Source organism: Rhizobium sp. LEGMi-198b (assembly GCF_054114205.1).
Map to the genome: position 1 here is coordinate 307,345 of NZ_JBSYVH010000006.1, position 15,342 is coordinate 322,686.

General features: G+C 59.8%; 19 protein-coding genes. 10 read left to right on the forward strand and 9 right to left on the reverse strand.

Annotated features, from left to right (window positions below):
• Window positions 1-22: 22 nt before the first annotated feature.
• The gene (locus ACXHXG_RS23140; protein ID WP_283054096.1) at window positions 23-820 is read right to left on the reverse strand and encodes an NAD-dependent epimerase/dehydratase family protein; all 798 of its coding nucleotides are present in this window, start codon (window positions 818-820) and stop codon (window positions 23-25) included.
• Window positions 821-924: 104 nt separating this feature from the next.
• Here ACXHXG_RS23140 and ACXHXG_RS23145 point away from each other — a divergent pair, with 104 nt between their 5' ends.
• The 3 genes from ACXHXG_RS23145 (at window position 925) to ACXHXG_RS23155 (ending at window position 3,801) form a co-directional block, all read left to right on the forward strand.
• Window positions 925-1,677: a FadR/GntR family transcriptional regulator gene (locus tag ACXHXG_RS23145; RefSeq protein WP_457900838.1), complete on the forward strand. Its 753-nt coding sequence runs from the start codon at window positions 925-927 to the stop codon at window positions 1,675-1,677.
• Window positions 1,678-1,765: 88 nt separating this feature from the next.
• The gene (gene kdgD / locus ACXHXG_RS23150; RefSeq protein ID WP_457900839.1) at window positions 1,766-2,671 is read left to right on the forward strand and encodes a 5-dehydro-4-deoxyglucarate dehydratase; all 906 of its coding nucleotides are present in this window, start codon (window positions 1,766-1,768) and stop codon (window positions 2,669-2,671) included.
• Window positions 2,668-3,801, forward strand: coding sequence for a mandelate racemase/muconate lactonizing enzyme family protein (locus ACXHXG_RS23155; RefSeq protein WP_457900840.1), 1,134 nt, complete (start codon window positions 2,668-2,670; stop codon window positions 3,799-3,801). Before kdgD ends, ACXHXG_RS23155 begins: the two co-directional genes overlap by 4 nt.
• 91 nt (window positions 3,802-3,892) lie before the next feature.
• Here the strand turns inward: ACXHXG_RS23155 and ACXHXG_RS23160 are convergent, their stop codons facing one another.
• From ACXHXG_RS23160 to ACXHXG_RS23170, 3 genes are all read right to left on the reverse strand, one after another.
• Window positions 3,893-4,636 carry a histidine phosphatase family protein gene (locus ACXHXG_RS23160; protein ID WP_457900841.1) on the reverse strand — a complete coding sequence of 248 codons (744 nt, stop codon included), beginning with the start codon at window positions 4,634-4,636 and terminating at the stop codon, window positions 3,893-3,895.
• A 150-nt stretch (window positions 4,637-4,786) separates the two neighbouring features.
• Window positions 4,787-5,626, reverse strand: coding sequence for an endonuclease/exonuclease/phosphatase family protein (locus tag ACXHXG_RS23165; RefSeq protein WP_104826712.1), 840 nt, complete (start codon window positions 5,624-5,626; stop codon window positions 4,787-4,789).
• A 127-nt stretch (window positions 5,627-5,753) separates the two neighbouring features.
• A complete protein-coding gene (locus ACXHXG_RS23170; protein ID WP_457900842.1) occupies window positions 5,754-7,217 on the reverse strand; it encodes a phospholipase D-like domain-containing protein in 1,464 nt (487 codons plus the stop codon).
• Window positions 7,218-7,554: 337 nt separating this feature from the next.
• On the opposite strand from ACXHXG_RS23170, the gene ACXHXG_RS23175 reads away from it, so the two are divergent.
• The 6 genes from ACXHXG_RS23175 (at window position 7,555) to ACXHXG_RS23200 (ending at window position 10,313) form a co-directional block, all read left to right on the forward strand.
• Entirely contained in the window at window positions 7,555-7,845 is a 291-nt protein-coding gene (locus ACXHXG_RS23175) for a DUF2934 domain-containing protein (protein WP_104826710.1), read from the forward strand.
• 260 nt (window positions 7,846-8,105) lie between these two features.
• Window positions 8,106-8,258 carry a hypothetical protein gene (locus tag ACXHXG_RS23180; RefSeq protein WP_457900843.1) on the forward strand — a complete coding sequence of 51 codons (153 nt, stop codon included), beginning with the start codon at window positions 8,106-8,108 and terminating at the stop codon, window positions 8,256-8,258.
• A gap of 79 nt (window positions 8,259-8,337) precedes the next feature.
• A complete protein-coding gene (locus ACXHXG_RS23185; RefSeq protein ID WP_104826708.1) occupies window positions 8,338-8,652 on the forward strand; it encodes a plasmid stabilization protein in 315 nt (104 codons plus the stop codon).
• 29 nt (window positions 8,653-8,681) lie between these two features.
• Complete coding sequence (locus ACXHXG_RS23190; RefSeq protein ID WP_457900844.1) at window positions 8,682-8,972, forward strand: DUF3175 domain-containing protein; 291 nt, start codon at window positions 8,682-8,684, stop codon at window positions 8,970-8,972.
• 28 nt (window positions 8,973-9,000) lie between these two features.
• Entirely contained in the window at window positions 9,001-9,738 is a 738-nt protein-coding gene (locus ACXHXG_RS23195) for a glutathione S-transferase (protein ID WP_457900845.1), read from the forward strand.
• On the forward strand, window positions 9,735-10,313 hold the full coding sequence (locus tag ACXHXG_RS23200) for a methyltransferase family protein (protein WP_283054106.1): 579 nt from the start codon (window positions 9,735-9,737) through the stop codon (window positions 10,311-10,313). Before ACXHXG_RS23195 ends, ACXHXG_RS23200 begins: the two co-directional genes overlap by 4 nt.
• Window positions 10,314-10,399: 86 nt before the next feature.
• Here the strand turns inward: ACXHXG_RS23200 and ACXHXG_RS23205 are convergent, their stop codons facing one another.
• A complete protein-coding gene (locus tag ACXHXG_RS23205; protein ID WP_283054107.1) occupies window positions 10,400-10,876 on the reverse strand; it encodes a cupin domain-containing protein in 477 nt (158 codons plus the stop codon).
• Between the two features lie 91 nt (window positions 10,877-10,967).
• Between ACXHXG_RS23205 and ACXHXG_RS23210 the strand changes: the two genes are divergently transcribed.
• Window positions 10,968-11,402 (forward strand): MarR family winged helix-turn-helix transcriptional regulator, encoded by a 435-nt coding sequence (locus ACXHXG_RS23210; protein ID WP_283054108.1) that lies wholly within the window; start codon window positions 10,968-10,970, stop codon window positions 11,400-11,402.
• 22 nt (window positions 11,403-11,424) lie between these two features.
• On the opposite strand, the gene ligD is transcribed toward ACXHXG_RS23210, so the two are convergent.
• The 4 genes from ligD to ACXHXG_RS23230 form a co-directional block, all read right to left on the reverse strand.
• Window positions 11,425-12,312 carry a non-homologous end-joining DNA ligase gene (ligD, locus tag ACXHXG_RS23215; protein WP_457900846.1) on the reverse strand — a complete coding sequence of 296 codons (888 nt, stop codon included), beginning with the start codon at window positions 12,310-12,312 and terminating at the stop codon, window positions 11,425-11,427.
• A 100-nt stretch (window positions 12,313-12,412) separates the two neighbouring features.
• Window positions 12,413-13,207 carry an SDR family NAD(P)-dependent oxidoreductase gene (locus ACXHXG_RS23220; protein ID WP_457900847.1) on the reverse strand — a complete coding sequence of 265 codons (795 nt, stop codon included), beginning with the start codon at window positions 13,205-13,207 and terminating at the stop codon, window positions 12,413-12,415.
• A gap of 155 nt (window positions 13,208-13,362) precedes the next feature.
• Window positions 13,363-14,568 (reverse strand): 3-oxoadipyl-CoA thiolase, encoded by a 1,206-nt coding sequence (gene pcaF, locus ACXHXG_RS23225; RefSeq protein WP_457900848.1) that lies wholly within the window; start codon window positions 14,566-14,568, stop codon window positions 13,363-13,365.
• Window positions 14,568-15,338, reverse strand: a complete 771-nt coding sequence (locus ACXHXG_RS23230; RefSeq protein WP_285168671.1) for a CoA-transferase subunit beta — start codon at window positions 15,336-15,338, stop codon at window positions 14,568-14,570. Before ACXHXG_RS23230 ends, pcaF begins: the two co-directional genes overlap by 1 nt.
• Window positions 15,339-15,342 lie beyond the last annotated feature (4 nt).

Here is a 15,342-nt window from a genome sequence, read left to right on the forward strand (position 1 = left end):
GATTGCTGATCTCATTTAGTTCTCAATCTTCCGGATGGCCGGCGGCGGCAAAGCCGCCGCCCTGATAGATGACGGCCGGATCATTCGGGTCTTCCGGCGCGGCATTCGCCAGAACTTCCGCCCGCCAAGGCGAGGAGCTGTCTTTCGGCTTCCAGCCGAGGAAAGCAGCATTGCGATTGTCCCACCATTGTTCGTCATTATCGGAGGCGCCGTAGACGATCGTGTGTCCGAGGCGAGGCGTCTCAAAGGCGCGGTCGCAGAGCGTCATCAAATCGCGGGCGCTGAGCCACGTCGCCAGCATGCGCGGATTGCGCGGCTCCGGGAAGCAGGAGCCGATGCGTACGGACAAGGTCTCCTGCCCGAACTTATCGAAATAGAGGCTCGCCAAGGCTTCGCCATAGACTTTCGAGACTCCGTAGAGGGAATCCGGCCGGGTCGGTACGGTGTTGTCGATGCGCTCGTCGCGGCGATAGTAACCGATCGTATGATTGGAGCTCGCAAAGACGATGCGCGGCTTGCCGGCGGCGCGGGCGGCTTCATAGAGATTGTAGAGGCCGATGATGTTGCCCTGTAGGATCAGGTCGAAAGACTTTTCCAGAGAGATCCCGCCAAGATGGATAATGCCGTCGATACCCTTGACCAGCGCCTCGACGCCGGCGCGGTCAGCGAGATCGCAGGCAATGAAGCGTTCGTTCGGACGCAGATCGTCGATCGGCGCAATATCCGAGAGCACGACGGTTTCGGCGATCTGCGAAAGAAGCGGCCGCAGTGCCTGGCCAACGCCGCCGGCAGCGCCGGTCATCAACAGAGTTTTCAGCATGGTTTTCTCCCATATCGGTATCATCGAAGTGGAACTTATAATATGGGCTTCCGCTCGTCATCATATATCTGTAATCTCCCCGTTCGAAACTTGGGGATGTCGGAATGCCGAGGAACGCAGCGATAAAGACAGGAGAGCGTAACGAACGGCCCGCGGGCCGGCGCAATCTGGTGGACATTGTCGGCCAGCAACTGCGCCAGGAGATACTTGGCGGCGTCTTGAAGCCTGGCGAAAAATTGCCGAGCGAAAGCGGCCTCACCGAACGATATAAGGTCAGCCGCACCGTCATTCGCGAAGCGATCGCTTCAATGCGTGCGGATGGACTAGTTGAGGTGCGCCACGGCATCGGCGTCTTCGTCCTTCACGCAAGGCCGCCCTTCCCCGCCGCGGGCTTGCTGGACACCGATCCAGGTCGGATCTCCTCCATCATCGAAATGCTGGAATTGCGCGCCGCGGTGGAAACCGAAGCGGCCGGCCTTGCCGCCGCTCGCCGCTCGCCGGCGCAGGACGAGGCCATCATCGAGCGGTTCGAAGATATCGATCACGCCATGGAGCGCGGCATCGCGACATCGGAGGCCGATTTCGCGTTTCATCTCGCCATTGCCGACGCCACCAACAATCCGCGCTTCCGTGAGTTTCTGGAGTTGACCGGCAAGAGGGCGATTCCCCGCTCCTTCCTGCAGGATCAGCTGGACGAAATCGCATCCGCCGACTATCTGGCGCAGATCCAAGCAGAACACCGGCGCATTGCTGAAGCCATATCAGATCGCGATGAACACGGCGCACGCGAGGCAATGCGACTGCATTTGAAGGGCAGCCAGCAGCGGTATCGAAGCCTGATCCGAAGGGGAACTTGAACGTAGACATATGATAACAGATTGACTGTTGTCATATGTCATCTATGATCCCGTCAACTCAGAAGGATTTTGGAGGATCATCGTGTCCATGGACCCGCAAGCTCTCAAGGCCGCGCTTGGCGCCGGGCTCTTGTCTTTTCCCGTGACGCCGTTTGGCAACGATGGCAATTTCAATCGCGCTGCCTATAGCGATCATGTCGGCTGGCTTTCGGGCTTCAAGGCAAGCGTGCTTTTCGCCGCCGGCGGCACCGGCGAATTCTTCTCGCTGGCGCCGGATGAAATCCCGACAATCGTCAGCGCCGCAAAGGCGGCCGCGGGCGATACGCCGATCGTCGCGGGTTGCGGTTATGGCACGCGCATCGCCGTTCAGATCGCTCAATCGGCGGAGAAAGCCGGGGCAGACGGCATCCTGCTTCTCCCGCATTACCTGATCGAGGCGCCGCAGGACGGCATGTTCCAGCATATCAAGGCAGTCTGCGATGCCGTTTCGATCGGCGTCATGGTCTATAATCGCGACAATTCCATCCTGACGGCTGAAACGCTTGCCCGGCTCTGCGATGCCTGCCCGAACCTCGTCGGCTTCAAGGACGGCTCAGGCGATATCGGCCTGGTGCGCAAGATCACCGCGACGATGGGTGAGCGGCTGACCTATCTCGGCGGTATGCCGACGGCCGAACTTTTCGCCGACGCCTATCTCGGTGCGGGTGTCACCACCTATTCCTCGGCCGTTTTCAACTTCGTACCGGCGTTGGCGCAGAATTTCTACAAGGCGCTGCGCGCCGGCGACACGGTGGCGACCAACAAGCTGCTGATCGATTTCTTCTATCCCTTCATGAACATCCGCAACCGCCAAAAGGGCTATGCCGTGTCGGCCATCAAGGCCGGCGTTCGGTTGCTCGGCTTCGACGCCGGCTCGGTTCGCCCACCGCTGACCGACCTGACCGAACAAGAAGTTGCCATGCTCGATGATCTGATCAGGCCGTACCGCCCATGAAAATCTCCGCTGTTCACACCCATCTGCTCGACCATAAGCTGGATCACGCCTTCGAAAGCGCTTCCATGCGCTTCGACCGCCGCCAGCATTGCCTCGTCGAAATCGTCTGCGATGACGGTACCGTCGGCTGGGGCGAATGCCTCGGCCCGGCAGGCCCCAACGCCGCGGTGGTGAAAGCCTATACCCCTCGCCTGCTCGGCCGCGATCCGCGCGATACTGAGGTGATCTGGCTCGAACTCTACAATCTCCTACGCGATCAGGGCCAACGCGGCCTGACGGTGACGGCGCTCAGCGGCATCGACATCGCGCTCTGGGATATCAAAGGCAAGCACCACGGCACCTCCGTGTCGCGGCTGCTCGGCGGCCGCTTCCGCGAGAATGTGAAGGCCTACGCCACCGGTTCCTTCCGAAAGGATGGCGTCGACCCGGTCTCCGATATCGCCGCCGAAACCGCCGCCTATGTTGCCCAAGGGTTCCATGCGGTGAAGATCAAGATCGGGTTTGATGTCGAAGAGGATATCGCCGTCATCCGCGCCGTGCACGAAGCAATCGGTCCCAATATACGGCTGATGATCGATGCCAATCACGGCTATGACGCGCTGGAAGCCTGCACGGTCGGCAAGGCGGTTGCGAAATACGGCGTCGATTGGTTCGAAGAGCCGGTCATTCCGGAACAGCTCAGCGCCTATCGCGCGGTGCGCGCCGGGCAGCCGATCCCTGTCGCCGGCGGAGAGACCTGGCATGGCCGCTTCGGCATGCGCGAGCCGCTGGAAACCCGTGCCGTCGATATCATCCAGCCCGATATTTGCGGCACCGGCGGCTTCAGCGAAATGCGCAGGATTGCCGATATGGCCGCCATCAACGGCGTTCGCCTCGTCCCGCATGTCTGGGGAACGGGTGTCGCCATCGCCGCCGGCCTGCAGTTCATCGCTGCCCTACCGCCGGATCCGCCGCGCCGCAATGGCCGGCCGCCGATCCTGGAATTCGACCGCACCCACAATCCATTCCGCCAGGCCGTGCTGACAAAGCCGCTGGATCATGTGAACGGCGTCGTCGCCATTCCCGATGGCCCCGGTCTCGGCATCGAGATCAACCGCGACGCGCTGGAGCAATACCGGCTGAAGGATTGAGCGGATAAATTCGGCAGGAATTTCGGCCATTGCGGCTGAACGCTATCGATATTGTTTGTGGCCCAAGACCCCTGTTTTGGGCCATACCACATCACCCAATCTTCGCGGTGACCAGCTCCGAACCATAGGCATCCCGCAATTCGCCCTCCTCACCCTTAGCCCGATCGACCGCCTTGTGGATCAGGATCGACGTATAACCTTCCGTGGCGGTGCCCTCGATCAATGTGACATCCGCATTTCCCGGATTGTCCGAGCACTCGAACCAATCGACGGAATGATGCAGAAAATTCATTTCGAACGCCCTGTTGGTGACGCCGTGGCCAACGATAATGACGTTGTTTCTGCCATGCTTAGCCTCGTGCATGACCGTCTGGAGGAATAGGCGGACCCTCTGCGCCACATCCGCCCTGCTCTCACCGTCGGGAGGTCTTGCATAGAATTTGCCGCTGTTGTTGCGCAGCCTGGCCCATTTTTCGAATTCCTCAGGAAATTTCCGTTTCTGTTCGGCACGATCATAGATTTCGGTGAAGAGGCCGAAATCCTGTTCCCGCAACAGGTAATCCTCCCGAGAGTCGGTGACGCACTCGCTCGGCAGGACTTCGAGCAAAGCATCCTTGCTCTGTAGCGTCCTCAGATAAGGGGAATACCAGATGCTCAGTTTTGACGCTTCAGCGCTTGGTCGGGCTTTCAGATGGGAGGCGATCACACGTCCGGCTTCCAGCACCTGCCGATAGCCCCACTGCGTCAACGGAACGTTGTGATCACCGAACTGCCGGTAAGCCTGCTCGCTGATGTTGCCAAGGGATTCGCCGTGTCGAACGAGAAAGATGTGCATCAACAATCCGCATTGTCCGATCTGAAATCGAGCTCATCATGAATGGGAAGCGCAGAGTGCGCAACGCATTAGCTTCCCTGCCCCCGATGATTTCATGGGATGGATCGAAACGGCAGCCGACCTTTTCGGCTTAACGCCGCATGTCCGATTTCAAGCAGATTCGGCCCGCGCCTCTGTTTCCGCCCTCAGTGTTTCCAGGCTGACGACTGCCTTGATCGGCAGATGATCAGAGGCGACACGCGCCAATGGCGAGTCATGAACCTCCACTGTCGAGATCAGCCCGCGGCGATTGGCCATGATGCGGTCAAGCGCCAGAAGCGGCAGGGTGGAGGGAAAGCTTGGCACCGCCGGTGGCAGCGGGCCGAAGGCGGCCTGGAAGGTGTTGAGCGACGAGCGGTCGCCGAGCCGCCATTCGTTGAGATCGCCGAGGAGGATGGTCGGCGTGTCATTGTCGGTTCTCATCAGGTCGACGATCAAACGCGCTTGCTGGGCACGGGAGCTATGCAGCAGCCCGAGATGGGCAGCGATGATCCTGAGCGCTCCGCCGCGGGCCAGTTCGATTTCGGCAAGGAGCGCGCCGCGGGGCTCCAGCCCCGGCAGGTTGATCTGATGTACATCGCGCACCGTACCCTGCTTGAACAGCACGACATTGCCATGCCAGCCATGCGCCTTGCTGACACCCGCCACGGGCACGGGAATTAGGCCGGTTTCCAGCTCGAGCCGCCGCAGGTCAAGCAGACCCGTGCGTTCGCCAAACCGCGTATCGGCCTCCTGCAAGCCGATGACATCGGCATCGATTTCATGGATGACCCGGCTGATCCGCTCCGGATCGAAACGGCGATCGGCGCCGACGCATTTGTGAACATTGTAGGAGGCGATCAATGTGCCTGCGGGACGTGCTCGTTCGCCGGCATGCATCGTCCGCGACTTCTTTCTGTTCTTCAACGTTTCGAAAATGCTTGCACGGAGACTCTCGTTCTTTTTCCGCATCTGTCCGTTGACCATTTCCGTTGTCAAAGCCTGCCGAGCGGCGTCTTCAGGAGGAGTATAGGGAGTGATTGCCGGCCTTGTCATGTGAAAAGGCTTGTTTGTAGAAAGACGGACCGCGCCACTTTGTTCAGAGATAGGGCGAACCGAGCCACAGGATCTTTTCTATCAGGCGGACGATGAAGGGGCGAGCGCGCAGCTTGCCGAGCTCGACCGGGATCGCCGTTTCGAGGATCGCGCCGATACGCGCATCGAGCGCGCCCGCAAAGCCGCGGTCCATCACCTCCAGATCGACTTCGAAATTCAGCCGTAGAGAGCGCGGATCGAGATTGGAAGAACCGACATAGGCCCAGGTGCCGTCCACCGTCAGCAGCTTCGAATGATTGAAAGGGCCATCGGCCCGCCAGATGCGGCAATAATCCTTCAGCATCTGATCGAACTGCGCGGTCATGGCACGGTCGACAAGCACAAGATTATTGGCGGCCGGCACGACGACATCCACCTCGACGCCACGTCTTGCCGCTGTCACCAGCGCGCTGATCAACTCGCGATCCGGCAGGAAATAGGGCGACATGATGCGGATGGAGGTGCGGGCGACCGAAAATGCACCGATCAGCATCTTATGGTTTGTCTCGACGCTGCGGTCGGGTCCGGAGGCGATGACGCGCATGAAGACTGGCGCGCCGGGTTCGTTCGCGGGCGTCGCAATCCGCCAATGATCACCGCTCAGCGCCTCGCCGGTGGCAAAACGCCAGTCCTCGGCGGCGGTATTGAACAGGTCGGCGACGGCGGGACCGGTGACGCAGAAATGCATGTCGCGGGCGCAATGATCCCCGGCGAACTCCCTGGCGAAACCCTGGCGGATATTCATGCCGCCGGTAAAGGCAATGCGGCCGTCAATGGCCAGGATCTTGCGGTGGGTGCGGAGGTTGGCATAGGGCAACCTGAGGCCGATGATCACATTGCCGTTGAAGACGTCCACCTGCACCCCGCCTTCTTTGAGATAGCCCATGATGCTCGGCACCGAATAACGGGCGCCGACAGCGTCGATCAGCACGCGCACGCTGACGTCGCGTTTGACCGCCTCGATGAGCGAATCGGCGATGCGCAGGCCGATTGGATCGCGATCGAAAATATAGGTCTCCAGAAGGATGCTGCGTTCGGCGCCATCGATGGCGGCTTTCATCGCAGCATAGGCGACATCGCCGCTCTCCAGCATTTCGATGGTATTGCCCGTACTCATCGGATAGCGCGCCACGCGGTCGCCAAGCGTCTTCATGGATCCGAAGCGCTCGCCAAAGATCCGGCGCACGACTTCGCCCTGCGCATCGAAGCTCGCGAGCACGCCCGAGGCATCCTTCTGGAACAGGACGTTGCGCTGCGAGGTTAGCGAAGCCCGGCGGATACGGTTGATACCGGCCACTGCATAGAGCAGAGCCCCCACGATGGGCGACAGGATGATGACGCCGACCCAGCCGATCGCCGCGCGAACCTCTTCCTTCGTCATCGCCGCATGAATGGCGGCTGCCGCCCCCATGGCGATGGAAAGGACAGCGAGGATTTGGCCCCAATGGGCAATCACCAGGTCAAACATGGGGGGAGTATAACTTTGCCCGTGAAAGCTGCAATCGATCGCAAGGTCTATTCCCGGCCCCGTCGACAAAACGTTCTATGAAAAGACTGTGTATTAGATGTTTTTAAATTGAATGACGATTATGCTCTCGCCATATTGGCGGTTCGGTCGCTTCGCTATCGTCCATCACAGTACACGAGCGAAGCACCTGGCGCAGCCTGGGCATTGAGACAGGGAGAGTTTTGCTCCGTGGTCCCTCAGAGCCGGCATGCCGGCTGCTCGGGAAGGCATGAAAGTCCGCATTTCAAGACGGGCATTTTTCTTCAACCATGTTCAATAATGCGAACGGAGGACGGCAATGTTGGAATCCCGGGACGAATGGATCAAGAAGCGCGCCTACGCCATATGGGAGGAAGAAGGATATCCTTCCGGCCGTGATACGGTTCATTGGGAACAGGCGAGCAGCGAGCGCATCGCGCTTGAGAAAAAGGCCGGAAAGAAGGAGAAGGTCGACACTAAACCTAAGACCGACTCCAAACCCAAGATAAAGGGTCAAGCGGCTGCTGTAATGGCTGCGGCCGTTGCCGGAGCGACCGCAAAGGCCGCGACGAAACGAGCGTCAAAAAAGACCGGTGACGCGAAGATCTGACGTAAACTTCGCGGTTGGTGAGACAATCGGCGACATGATCGGCCCGGGTTGAGTTCGGGCCGTTGGCTTGTTGCGCCATGTTGCCGAACTTTCGCAAGGATTTCGGTAAATTACGCGTCCTGCGCGAATAGATGTCACATATCCATGGTACGTAGCGAAAAGGGAACTTCGCCAGGGTAATAACGACATGAATCGCGTTGAAGTCTTTGTTCTGGCTGTCGGGGCAGGCTGCTGCTTGGCGGCTGGATCGATGTAATCCCATGCTATCCCTCCTCCTTCTCGCCACTCTTTATCTCTTTGCGACGCTGGTGCTGATCTTCATCATCGACCGTTCCGTCGGCATCATGTTTCCCGCGTCGGTCGATGATGCGCGCTCCGCGGCGCACCCTCCCCTCCCAGATGCTTCGAACTGATCGCCCATATTCCTGCTGAAATCGGAACTTTTTCCGTGGCCTTGGGTTGGTTTTCTCATAGGCGACAAGGAGAAACATCATGCCCCGAGGAGACAAATCCGCATATACCGACAAGCAGAAGCGCAAGGCTGAACATATCGAGGAAAGCTACGAAAGCCGTGGCGTTTCCGATGAAGAAGCCGAACGTCGTGCCTGGGCGACCGTAAACAAGGAAAGCGGCGGCGGTAAAAAATCCGGCTCCGGCCGAGGCCATAGCGAAAGCCACGCATCCTCTGAAAAGGGCGGACGCATCGGCGGCAAGGCATCCGCGAGCCGCTCTGCGAGCGAACGTTCCGCATCGGCAAAGAAGGCCGCTGCAACGCGCAAACGCAACGAGCACCGCGCTCATCACTAACGTCAAATTCTTGAGGAAGGAGCCCTGCTATGGTCCGATCCCAAAAGAAGAATTGGTCACATGACGTGACCGAGAACAGCGACGCCTTGTGCTTGAAAGACGGCGTCTTCAAATCGCGCGATCCCAAGGCCATTGCCGACTCTCTCAAGCATTCCGCAGAGGCGAGCGATCGCCGCAAGTCCAGCCCCTTCCGTTCCGCTATGTCGATGCTAAATTTCTATATCAATCGCGCCGGCAGCCATCTCAGCAAGCGGCAGAAACAGACGCTCGAAGCCGCCAAGGATGAGTTGCGCAAGGATTTTGGCCGCGAACCGAAATAGACCTGCAACGGGACGGAAGGATTCTTGAATGCCCTATGAGCTTTACTACTGGGACGGCATCCAAGGCCGTGGCGAGTTTGCGCGCTTGGCGCTCGAAGAGGCCGGCGCCGACTATATCGACATCTGCCGGGGTCCTGCGAGCGAAGGCCAAGGCATTCACGCGATGATGGCGGTGATGAAGAGCAAATCCGAGGCGCATATACCGCTGGCCCCACCCTTCCTGAAAGACGGCGACCTCATCATCTCCCATGTCGCCAACATCCTGATGTATCTCGGTCCGAAACTTGGGCTCACACCTGAGGATCCGGCTCTGCGTCATGTCGTGAACGGACTGCAACTGACGATCACCGATCTTGTTGCCGAAGTGCACGATACGCACCATCCGATCGCCACCTCAAAATATTATGAGGAGCAGAAGGAGGAGGCCAAGGCCCGCGCTGCCGAGTTCATCGATAATCGCATGCCGAAATTCCTCGGCTATTTCGAACGCGTTCTGCGGCAAAACCCGCACGGGCCGGCGCACATATTCGGTGATCGGCTGACCTATGTCGATCTGTCTCTATTCCAGGTGTTCGAAGGACTGCGTTACGCCTTTCCTCGTGCGACGTCGCAACTGAGCACTCAATATCCGCACCTAGCAGCTCTGCATGATGCCGTCGCTGAACGGCCGAACATCGCCCGCTATCTCAAATCTGAGCGCCGCATTCCTTTTAATGAAGACGGCATCTTCCGGCACTATCCCGAATTGGATAAAAATGCGGCATGAGCGAAGCAGCTTTGTTGGCTCGGTTCCTGCCGGTCTGCTGGGGCATTTGGGCAGTAATTTGGTTTGTTGCATCGTTCCGCGTCAAGAAGACGACGCGGAGCGAAGATCCGTTGTCACGGCTATCAAACACGGCACCTATCTGGATCGGCGCTTTTTTGCTGGCGGCGCCGCCATCTTGGCTCGGCCTCCTGTCCTTCCGGCTCCTCCCGCAAGATCTGATCTATTACGGCATCGGCGCGGCTCTGACCGTCATCGGCCTCGCCTTCGCCGTCTGGGCGCGCTATCACCTCGGCCGTAATTGGAGTGGCGTGATCACCGTCAAGGAAGATCATGCGCTCATCCGCACCGGCCCCTACGCCATCGTTCGCCATCCGATCTATTCCGGCCTGCTGCTTGCCGTCATCGGCTCTGCAATCACCCGCGGCCATATCGGCGCGATGCTCGCGATCGCATGCATGCTGTACGCCGTCCTGCGCCGTGTCCGCATCGAGGAGCGCTGGATGAGCGAGACATTCGGCCAAGCCTATACGGACTACAAGGCCGAGACGCCAGCGCTGGTGCCGTTCGTCGCGTAGGACTTGTCGTAAAGCGTTGCGATATGCCGGCACCCCTTGATCCTATTGAAAGGCGGTTCGACTATCCGGTATCGCCCCACTAGCTTCTATGTCGGAGGCACCGCTGGCGTAAGACCATGACGGATCATGATTTCCGCCATTTTCGCCCGATCTGGCGGACCTCCGGCGGCCGCGTTGAGCACCGCGAAAGCCTCGCGGAAATATTCCGGCCCGATCGCTGCCGGTGTGACCACACAGAGTGCCTTTACGTCCTGGCCGCCGTTGTTATCAAACCGATGAACGGCGCCGCGCGGAATGCACAGTACCTGCCCCGGGCCGACGTCGATCTGCTTTTCATCCACCGTCCAGGTCAGCACCCCTTCGAGGCCGTAGATCGTCTCCTCGTAGTGATTGTGGCTGTGAGCCGGCGCCGGCAGTCGCAGCGCGGCGGGGACCATGAGTTCGAAAGCCGCAATGCTGTCGTTCGAGTTGTCCGCAGTCACAAGGAAGCGAACGGCGAACCCTTTGGAACCAATGGTTTCGTCGGAAGGATTGACACGGAGATTAACGGTTTCATGTGGCATTGCAAAGCTCCCATCGGTAAATTAAATTTACCGCCTAGAAGTAAATGAAGTTTACCGGGTCGTCAATGTCAACAGTCACGAAAGCTTGCCGATGAAGACCGAAGATATACTGATAGGGGCCCTGCTACGCGTGCCGGCCCAGGCAATTCAGCGCCGGTTGATTAAGGGGCTCAACGCCACCGGCTTTGAGGAACTGCGTCTGCCGCATATGGCGGTTCTGCAATTTCCAGGACCGGACGGGGCAAGGCCGGGTACGATCGCCGAACGCGCCGGCATGAGCAAACAAGCCATCAACCAGCTACTCCGCAGCCTCGAGGGCTTCGGCTATATTGTCCGCTCCGATGTTCCAGGCGAAGGCAACGCGCGTATCGTCCGCTTTACTGAACGCGGACACGCTGCATTCGGGAAGATGGTCGACATATTGCGCGACATTGAGGACGAGTGGCGCGTCGAGCTCGGGCCGGAGCGTTTCGCCGAACTCAAGGCGCTACTGTTTGACGTCTGGGACAGTCCACTGGTGCGCTAGATCAAATCATTTGCAACGCGTTCTAGCCTCTCAGCGGTTCCGCCGCCTCGAAGAAATCGGCCCATGGATCGGCGGAGCGTTCGCCGAGCCGTCGGGCGGCATTCTTTACCGTAAATGAAGACGGGCCGGTGCGATCCGTCAATTCGTCCCATCTGAGCGGCATCGACACCGCCGCTCCCGGTCTTGCGCGCGTCGAATAGGCTGCTACGGCCGTATTGCCGCGGCCATTACGTAGATAGTCGATGAAGATGTGGCCGGTCCGTTTCGCCTTCGCTGCGACGGAGAGGTATTTTTCGGGATTGTCGGTGCTCATGCCCTCCGCGATCGCTTCCGCCGCGGCTTTGACATCCGGCCACGCAGCCTTTGGCTCGAGAGGGGCGACGACATGCAATCCCTTGCCGCCGGACGTCTTGACGAAGGAGGCAAGGCCCAAAGCCTGGAACCGTTCCTTGATTTCCTTAGCCGCCGCAATGACCGCGCTCCAGGCAACATCCTCGCCGGGATCGAGATCCATGATGATCATGTCCGGCTTTTCCCAATGCGCCGTTGTCGTGCCCCAGGGGTGGATTTCGAGGGAGGCGGATTGGACCAGTGCAACAAGGCCGTCGAAATCCTTGATCCGCAACAGCTTTTCCCCGTCCTTTTCCTCCGGGTCGGCTATCTCTTCGATATGCGGATTGATGCCTTTCCAAGCATGCTTCTGAAAGAAACGCGGACCCTTTATGCCATCCGGGCAACGCAGCAATGCCAAGGGCCGATCGACGACGAAAGGCGCCATGCGCGGCCAGGCAAGCGCGTAATAATCGACCAGATCCTGTTTGCTGACGCCGTCATCCGGCCAATAGATCCGCTCCGGATGCGTCAATTGCACGGAAGTCTTTACAAGGTCTCGTGTGGGCGTCTTTGCCATATCGCGTACGCTCCATCATGGATATCGACGCCGCCTAAAACGACCGCGCCGGGCATAGGTTCCATTCCCCGCTGCAGGAAGTCGATTGCCGGCCCTCGCCTCACGGCATCAACTGGCCACCGTTGACCTCGATGACCTGCCCGGTGATGTAGCCGGAAAGGGTCGGCGAAGCGAGGAAGAGATAGGCGCCGACACAATCTTCCGAGGTGCCGACAAAGCCCATCGGGATGGTCCTGCGCTGCAGTTCCATCTGCTCATCGTTGGTGTAGCGCTCATGGAAGGGCGTGGCGATGACGCCCGGTGCCACGGCATTAACGCGGATCTTATCGGCGACGAATTCCTTGGCATGGCCATGGGTGATGGTCGAAACGAAGCCCTTGGAGGCGGCATAGAGGATCGCACCGTTGCCGCCGCCGTTGCGGGCGGCAATCGAGGTAGTATTGATGATGAAACCGCCCTGTTTCTTGAGATGGGGATGGGCAGCGCGCGTTGCGGCGAGGACCGAGCGGGCGTTGAGGTTCATCACGCGCTCGTAATGTTCATCGGTCATTGCGGAGGTCGGCACACGACCGAGCATGCCGCCGGCGTTGTTCACCAGGCCATCGAGGCCGCCGAATGCTTCCGCCGTCTCATTGACGACGCGCTCGGTCTCGCCATCCTGCGAGACGTCGCCCTGGACCAGATGCACATGGCCGCCGCCGGCGGTGATCTCCGCTGCCAGCTTTTCGGCTGGTTCACGGCTGGCGTTGAAATGGATGCCGACCTTCATCCCCTGCTGGGCAAAAGCACGGGCAAGAGCTGCGCCGATACCGGTCGATGCACCGGTTATCAACACCCGCTTGCCGGCGAGATCAGGAATGCGGACGGAAGCGAGTAGTTGCGCAAGTTCTGCCATGACAGCTCCTCCTGAATGTCAAAAACGTAAAAGCTTAAAACAATTGGAATTGGTAATATCAGTCGGAATTGCGATCAGGCAATGCATGCGGCGTCAACAAAAAGCGGGCGGCAGGCCCCCCCCCGGTCGCCCGCCGTCAAATTCCCGTGATGCCGTCAGACCCGCTCGAGCGCGATCGCGATGCCTTGGCCGACACCGATGCACATGGTCGAGAGCGAATAGCGTCCGCCGGTCTCCTTCAATTCCAGCGCCGCCGTGCCGGTGATGCGAGCGCCGGACATGCCGAGCGGATGGCCAAGCGAGATGGCGCCGCCGTTGCGATTAACGCGGGCGTCCCCGTCGGCAATGTCGAGTTCGCGTAGCACCGCAAGACCCTGCGAGGCGAAGGCTTCGTTGAGTTCGATGACGTCGAATTGCTCCTGTTTCAGGCCGAGTCGGGCCATCAGCTTGCGGGATGCCGGCACCGGGCCGATGCCCATGATGCGCGGCGGCACGCCAGCGGCAGCCCCGCCGAGGATACGGGCAATCGGCGTCAGGCCGTATTTCTTCGCCGCCGCTTCCGAAGCGATAATCAGCGCCGCCGCACCGTCGTTGACGCCGGAGGCATTACCGGCGGTCACCGTGCCGCCTTCCTTCTTGAAGGGCGTGCCAAGCTTTGCCAGCGCTTCCATCGTCGTTGCGCGCGGATGTTCGTCCTTGCCGACGACGATCGCATCGCCCTTGCGCTGCGGGATCGTTACCGGCGTGATCTCCTTGGCGAGACGGCCATTTTCCTGCGCGGCCGCAGCCTTGGCCTGCGAGCGGACGGCGAAGGCGTCCTGGTCTTCGCGGCTGACCTTATAGTCCTCGGCAACGTTCTCACCGGTTTCCGGCATTGAATCAACGCCATACTGCTTTTTCATCACGGGATTGATGAAACGCCAGCCGATGGTAGTGTCGTAGATTTCGGCATTGCGGGAAAAGGCGCTATCGGCCTTCGGAATGACGAAGGGCGCGCGTGACATGCTCTCGACGCCGCCGGCGATCATCAGTTCGGCCTCGCCTGAACGAATGGCGCGTGCTGCGGTGATAACGGCGTCCATGCCTGAGCCGCAAAGGCGGTTGATCGTCGTGCCCGAAACGGAAACCGGCAGGCCGGCGAGCAGCGCCACCATACGGGCGACGTTTCTGTTATCCTCGCCGGCCTGGTTGGCGCAGCCGTAGATCACGTCGTCGACCGCTTCCCAATCGACCGAACCGTTGCGCGCGATGAGCGCCTTCAGCGGCACTGCACCGAGATCGTCGGCGCGGACAGAGGAAAGCGAACCACCGAAACGGCCGATCGGCGTGCGGATATAGTCACAGATAAACGCTTCGGTCATCAGGCTGCCTCATGTGCTTTCTTGGTGCGTGCATTGATGTCGCGCAGAACGGAGAGTTCGGTTTCGGTGGGCGCCGGCGTCTCGATAACCTCGTCGGCAAACTTGATCGCCCAGCCGCAATTCTCCGATATTTGCTCACGGGTGACACCCTTGTGGATCGACACGACGGTCAACTCCTTGGTCACCGGATCCGGCTCGAGAATGCAGAGATCGGTGATAACCCGAGTCGGGCCTTTCGTCTTCATGCCAAGCCGTTCGCGATGGTTGCCGCCTTCACCGTGGCCCATCGAGGTGATGAAGAGCAGCTTTTCGACGAAGCCACGCTTGGAAAGCGCCATGGTGATGAAAATCTGGCCGCAATTGCTGGCGATTTCCGGCGCGCCGCCGCCGCCCGGCAAGCGAACCTTCGGATGATCATAAGGGCCGACGACCGTGGTATTCAGATTGGCAAACCGGTCGATCTGCGCGCCGCCGAGAAAGCCCGTCGTAACCCGCCCGCCTTGCAACCAGTAACGGAACATCTCCGGCACCGAGACCGTGAAGAGCGCGGTATCGCAAAGCTCGCCGTCTCCGATCGAGAGTGGCAGCACATCCGGCTTGGTGCCGACGGTGCCGCTTTCATAGATAAGCGTAATGTCGGGCGCATGCGTCAGTCGCGCAACGTTGCATGCGGCCGATGGCGCGCCGATGCCGACGAAGCATACGTCATCATTGGTGAGTGCACGCGCCGCGGCGATGGTCATCATTTCCGTGGGGGTAAAATCGGTCATCTCT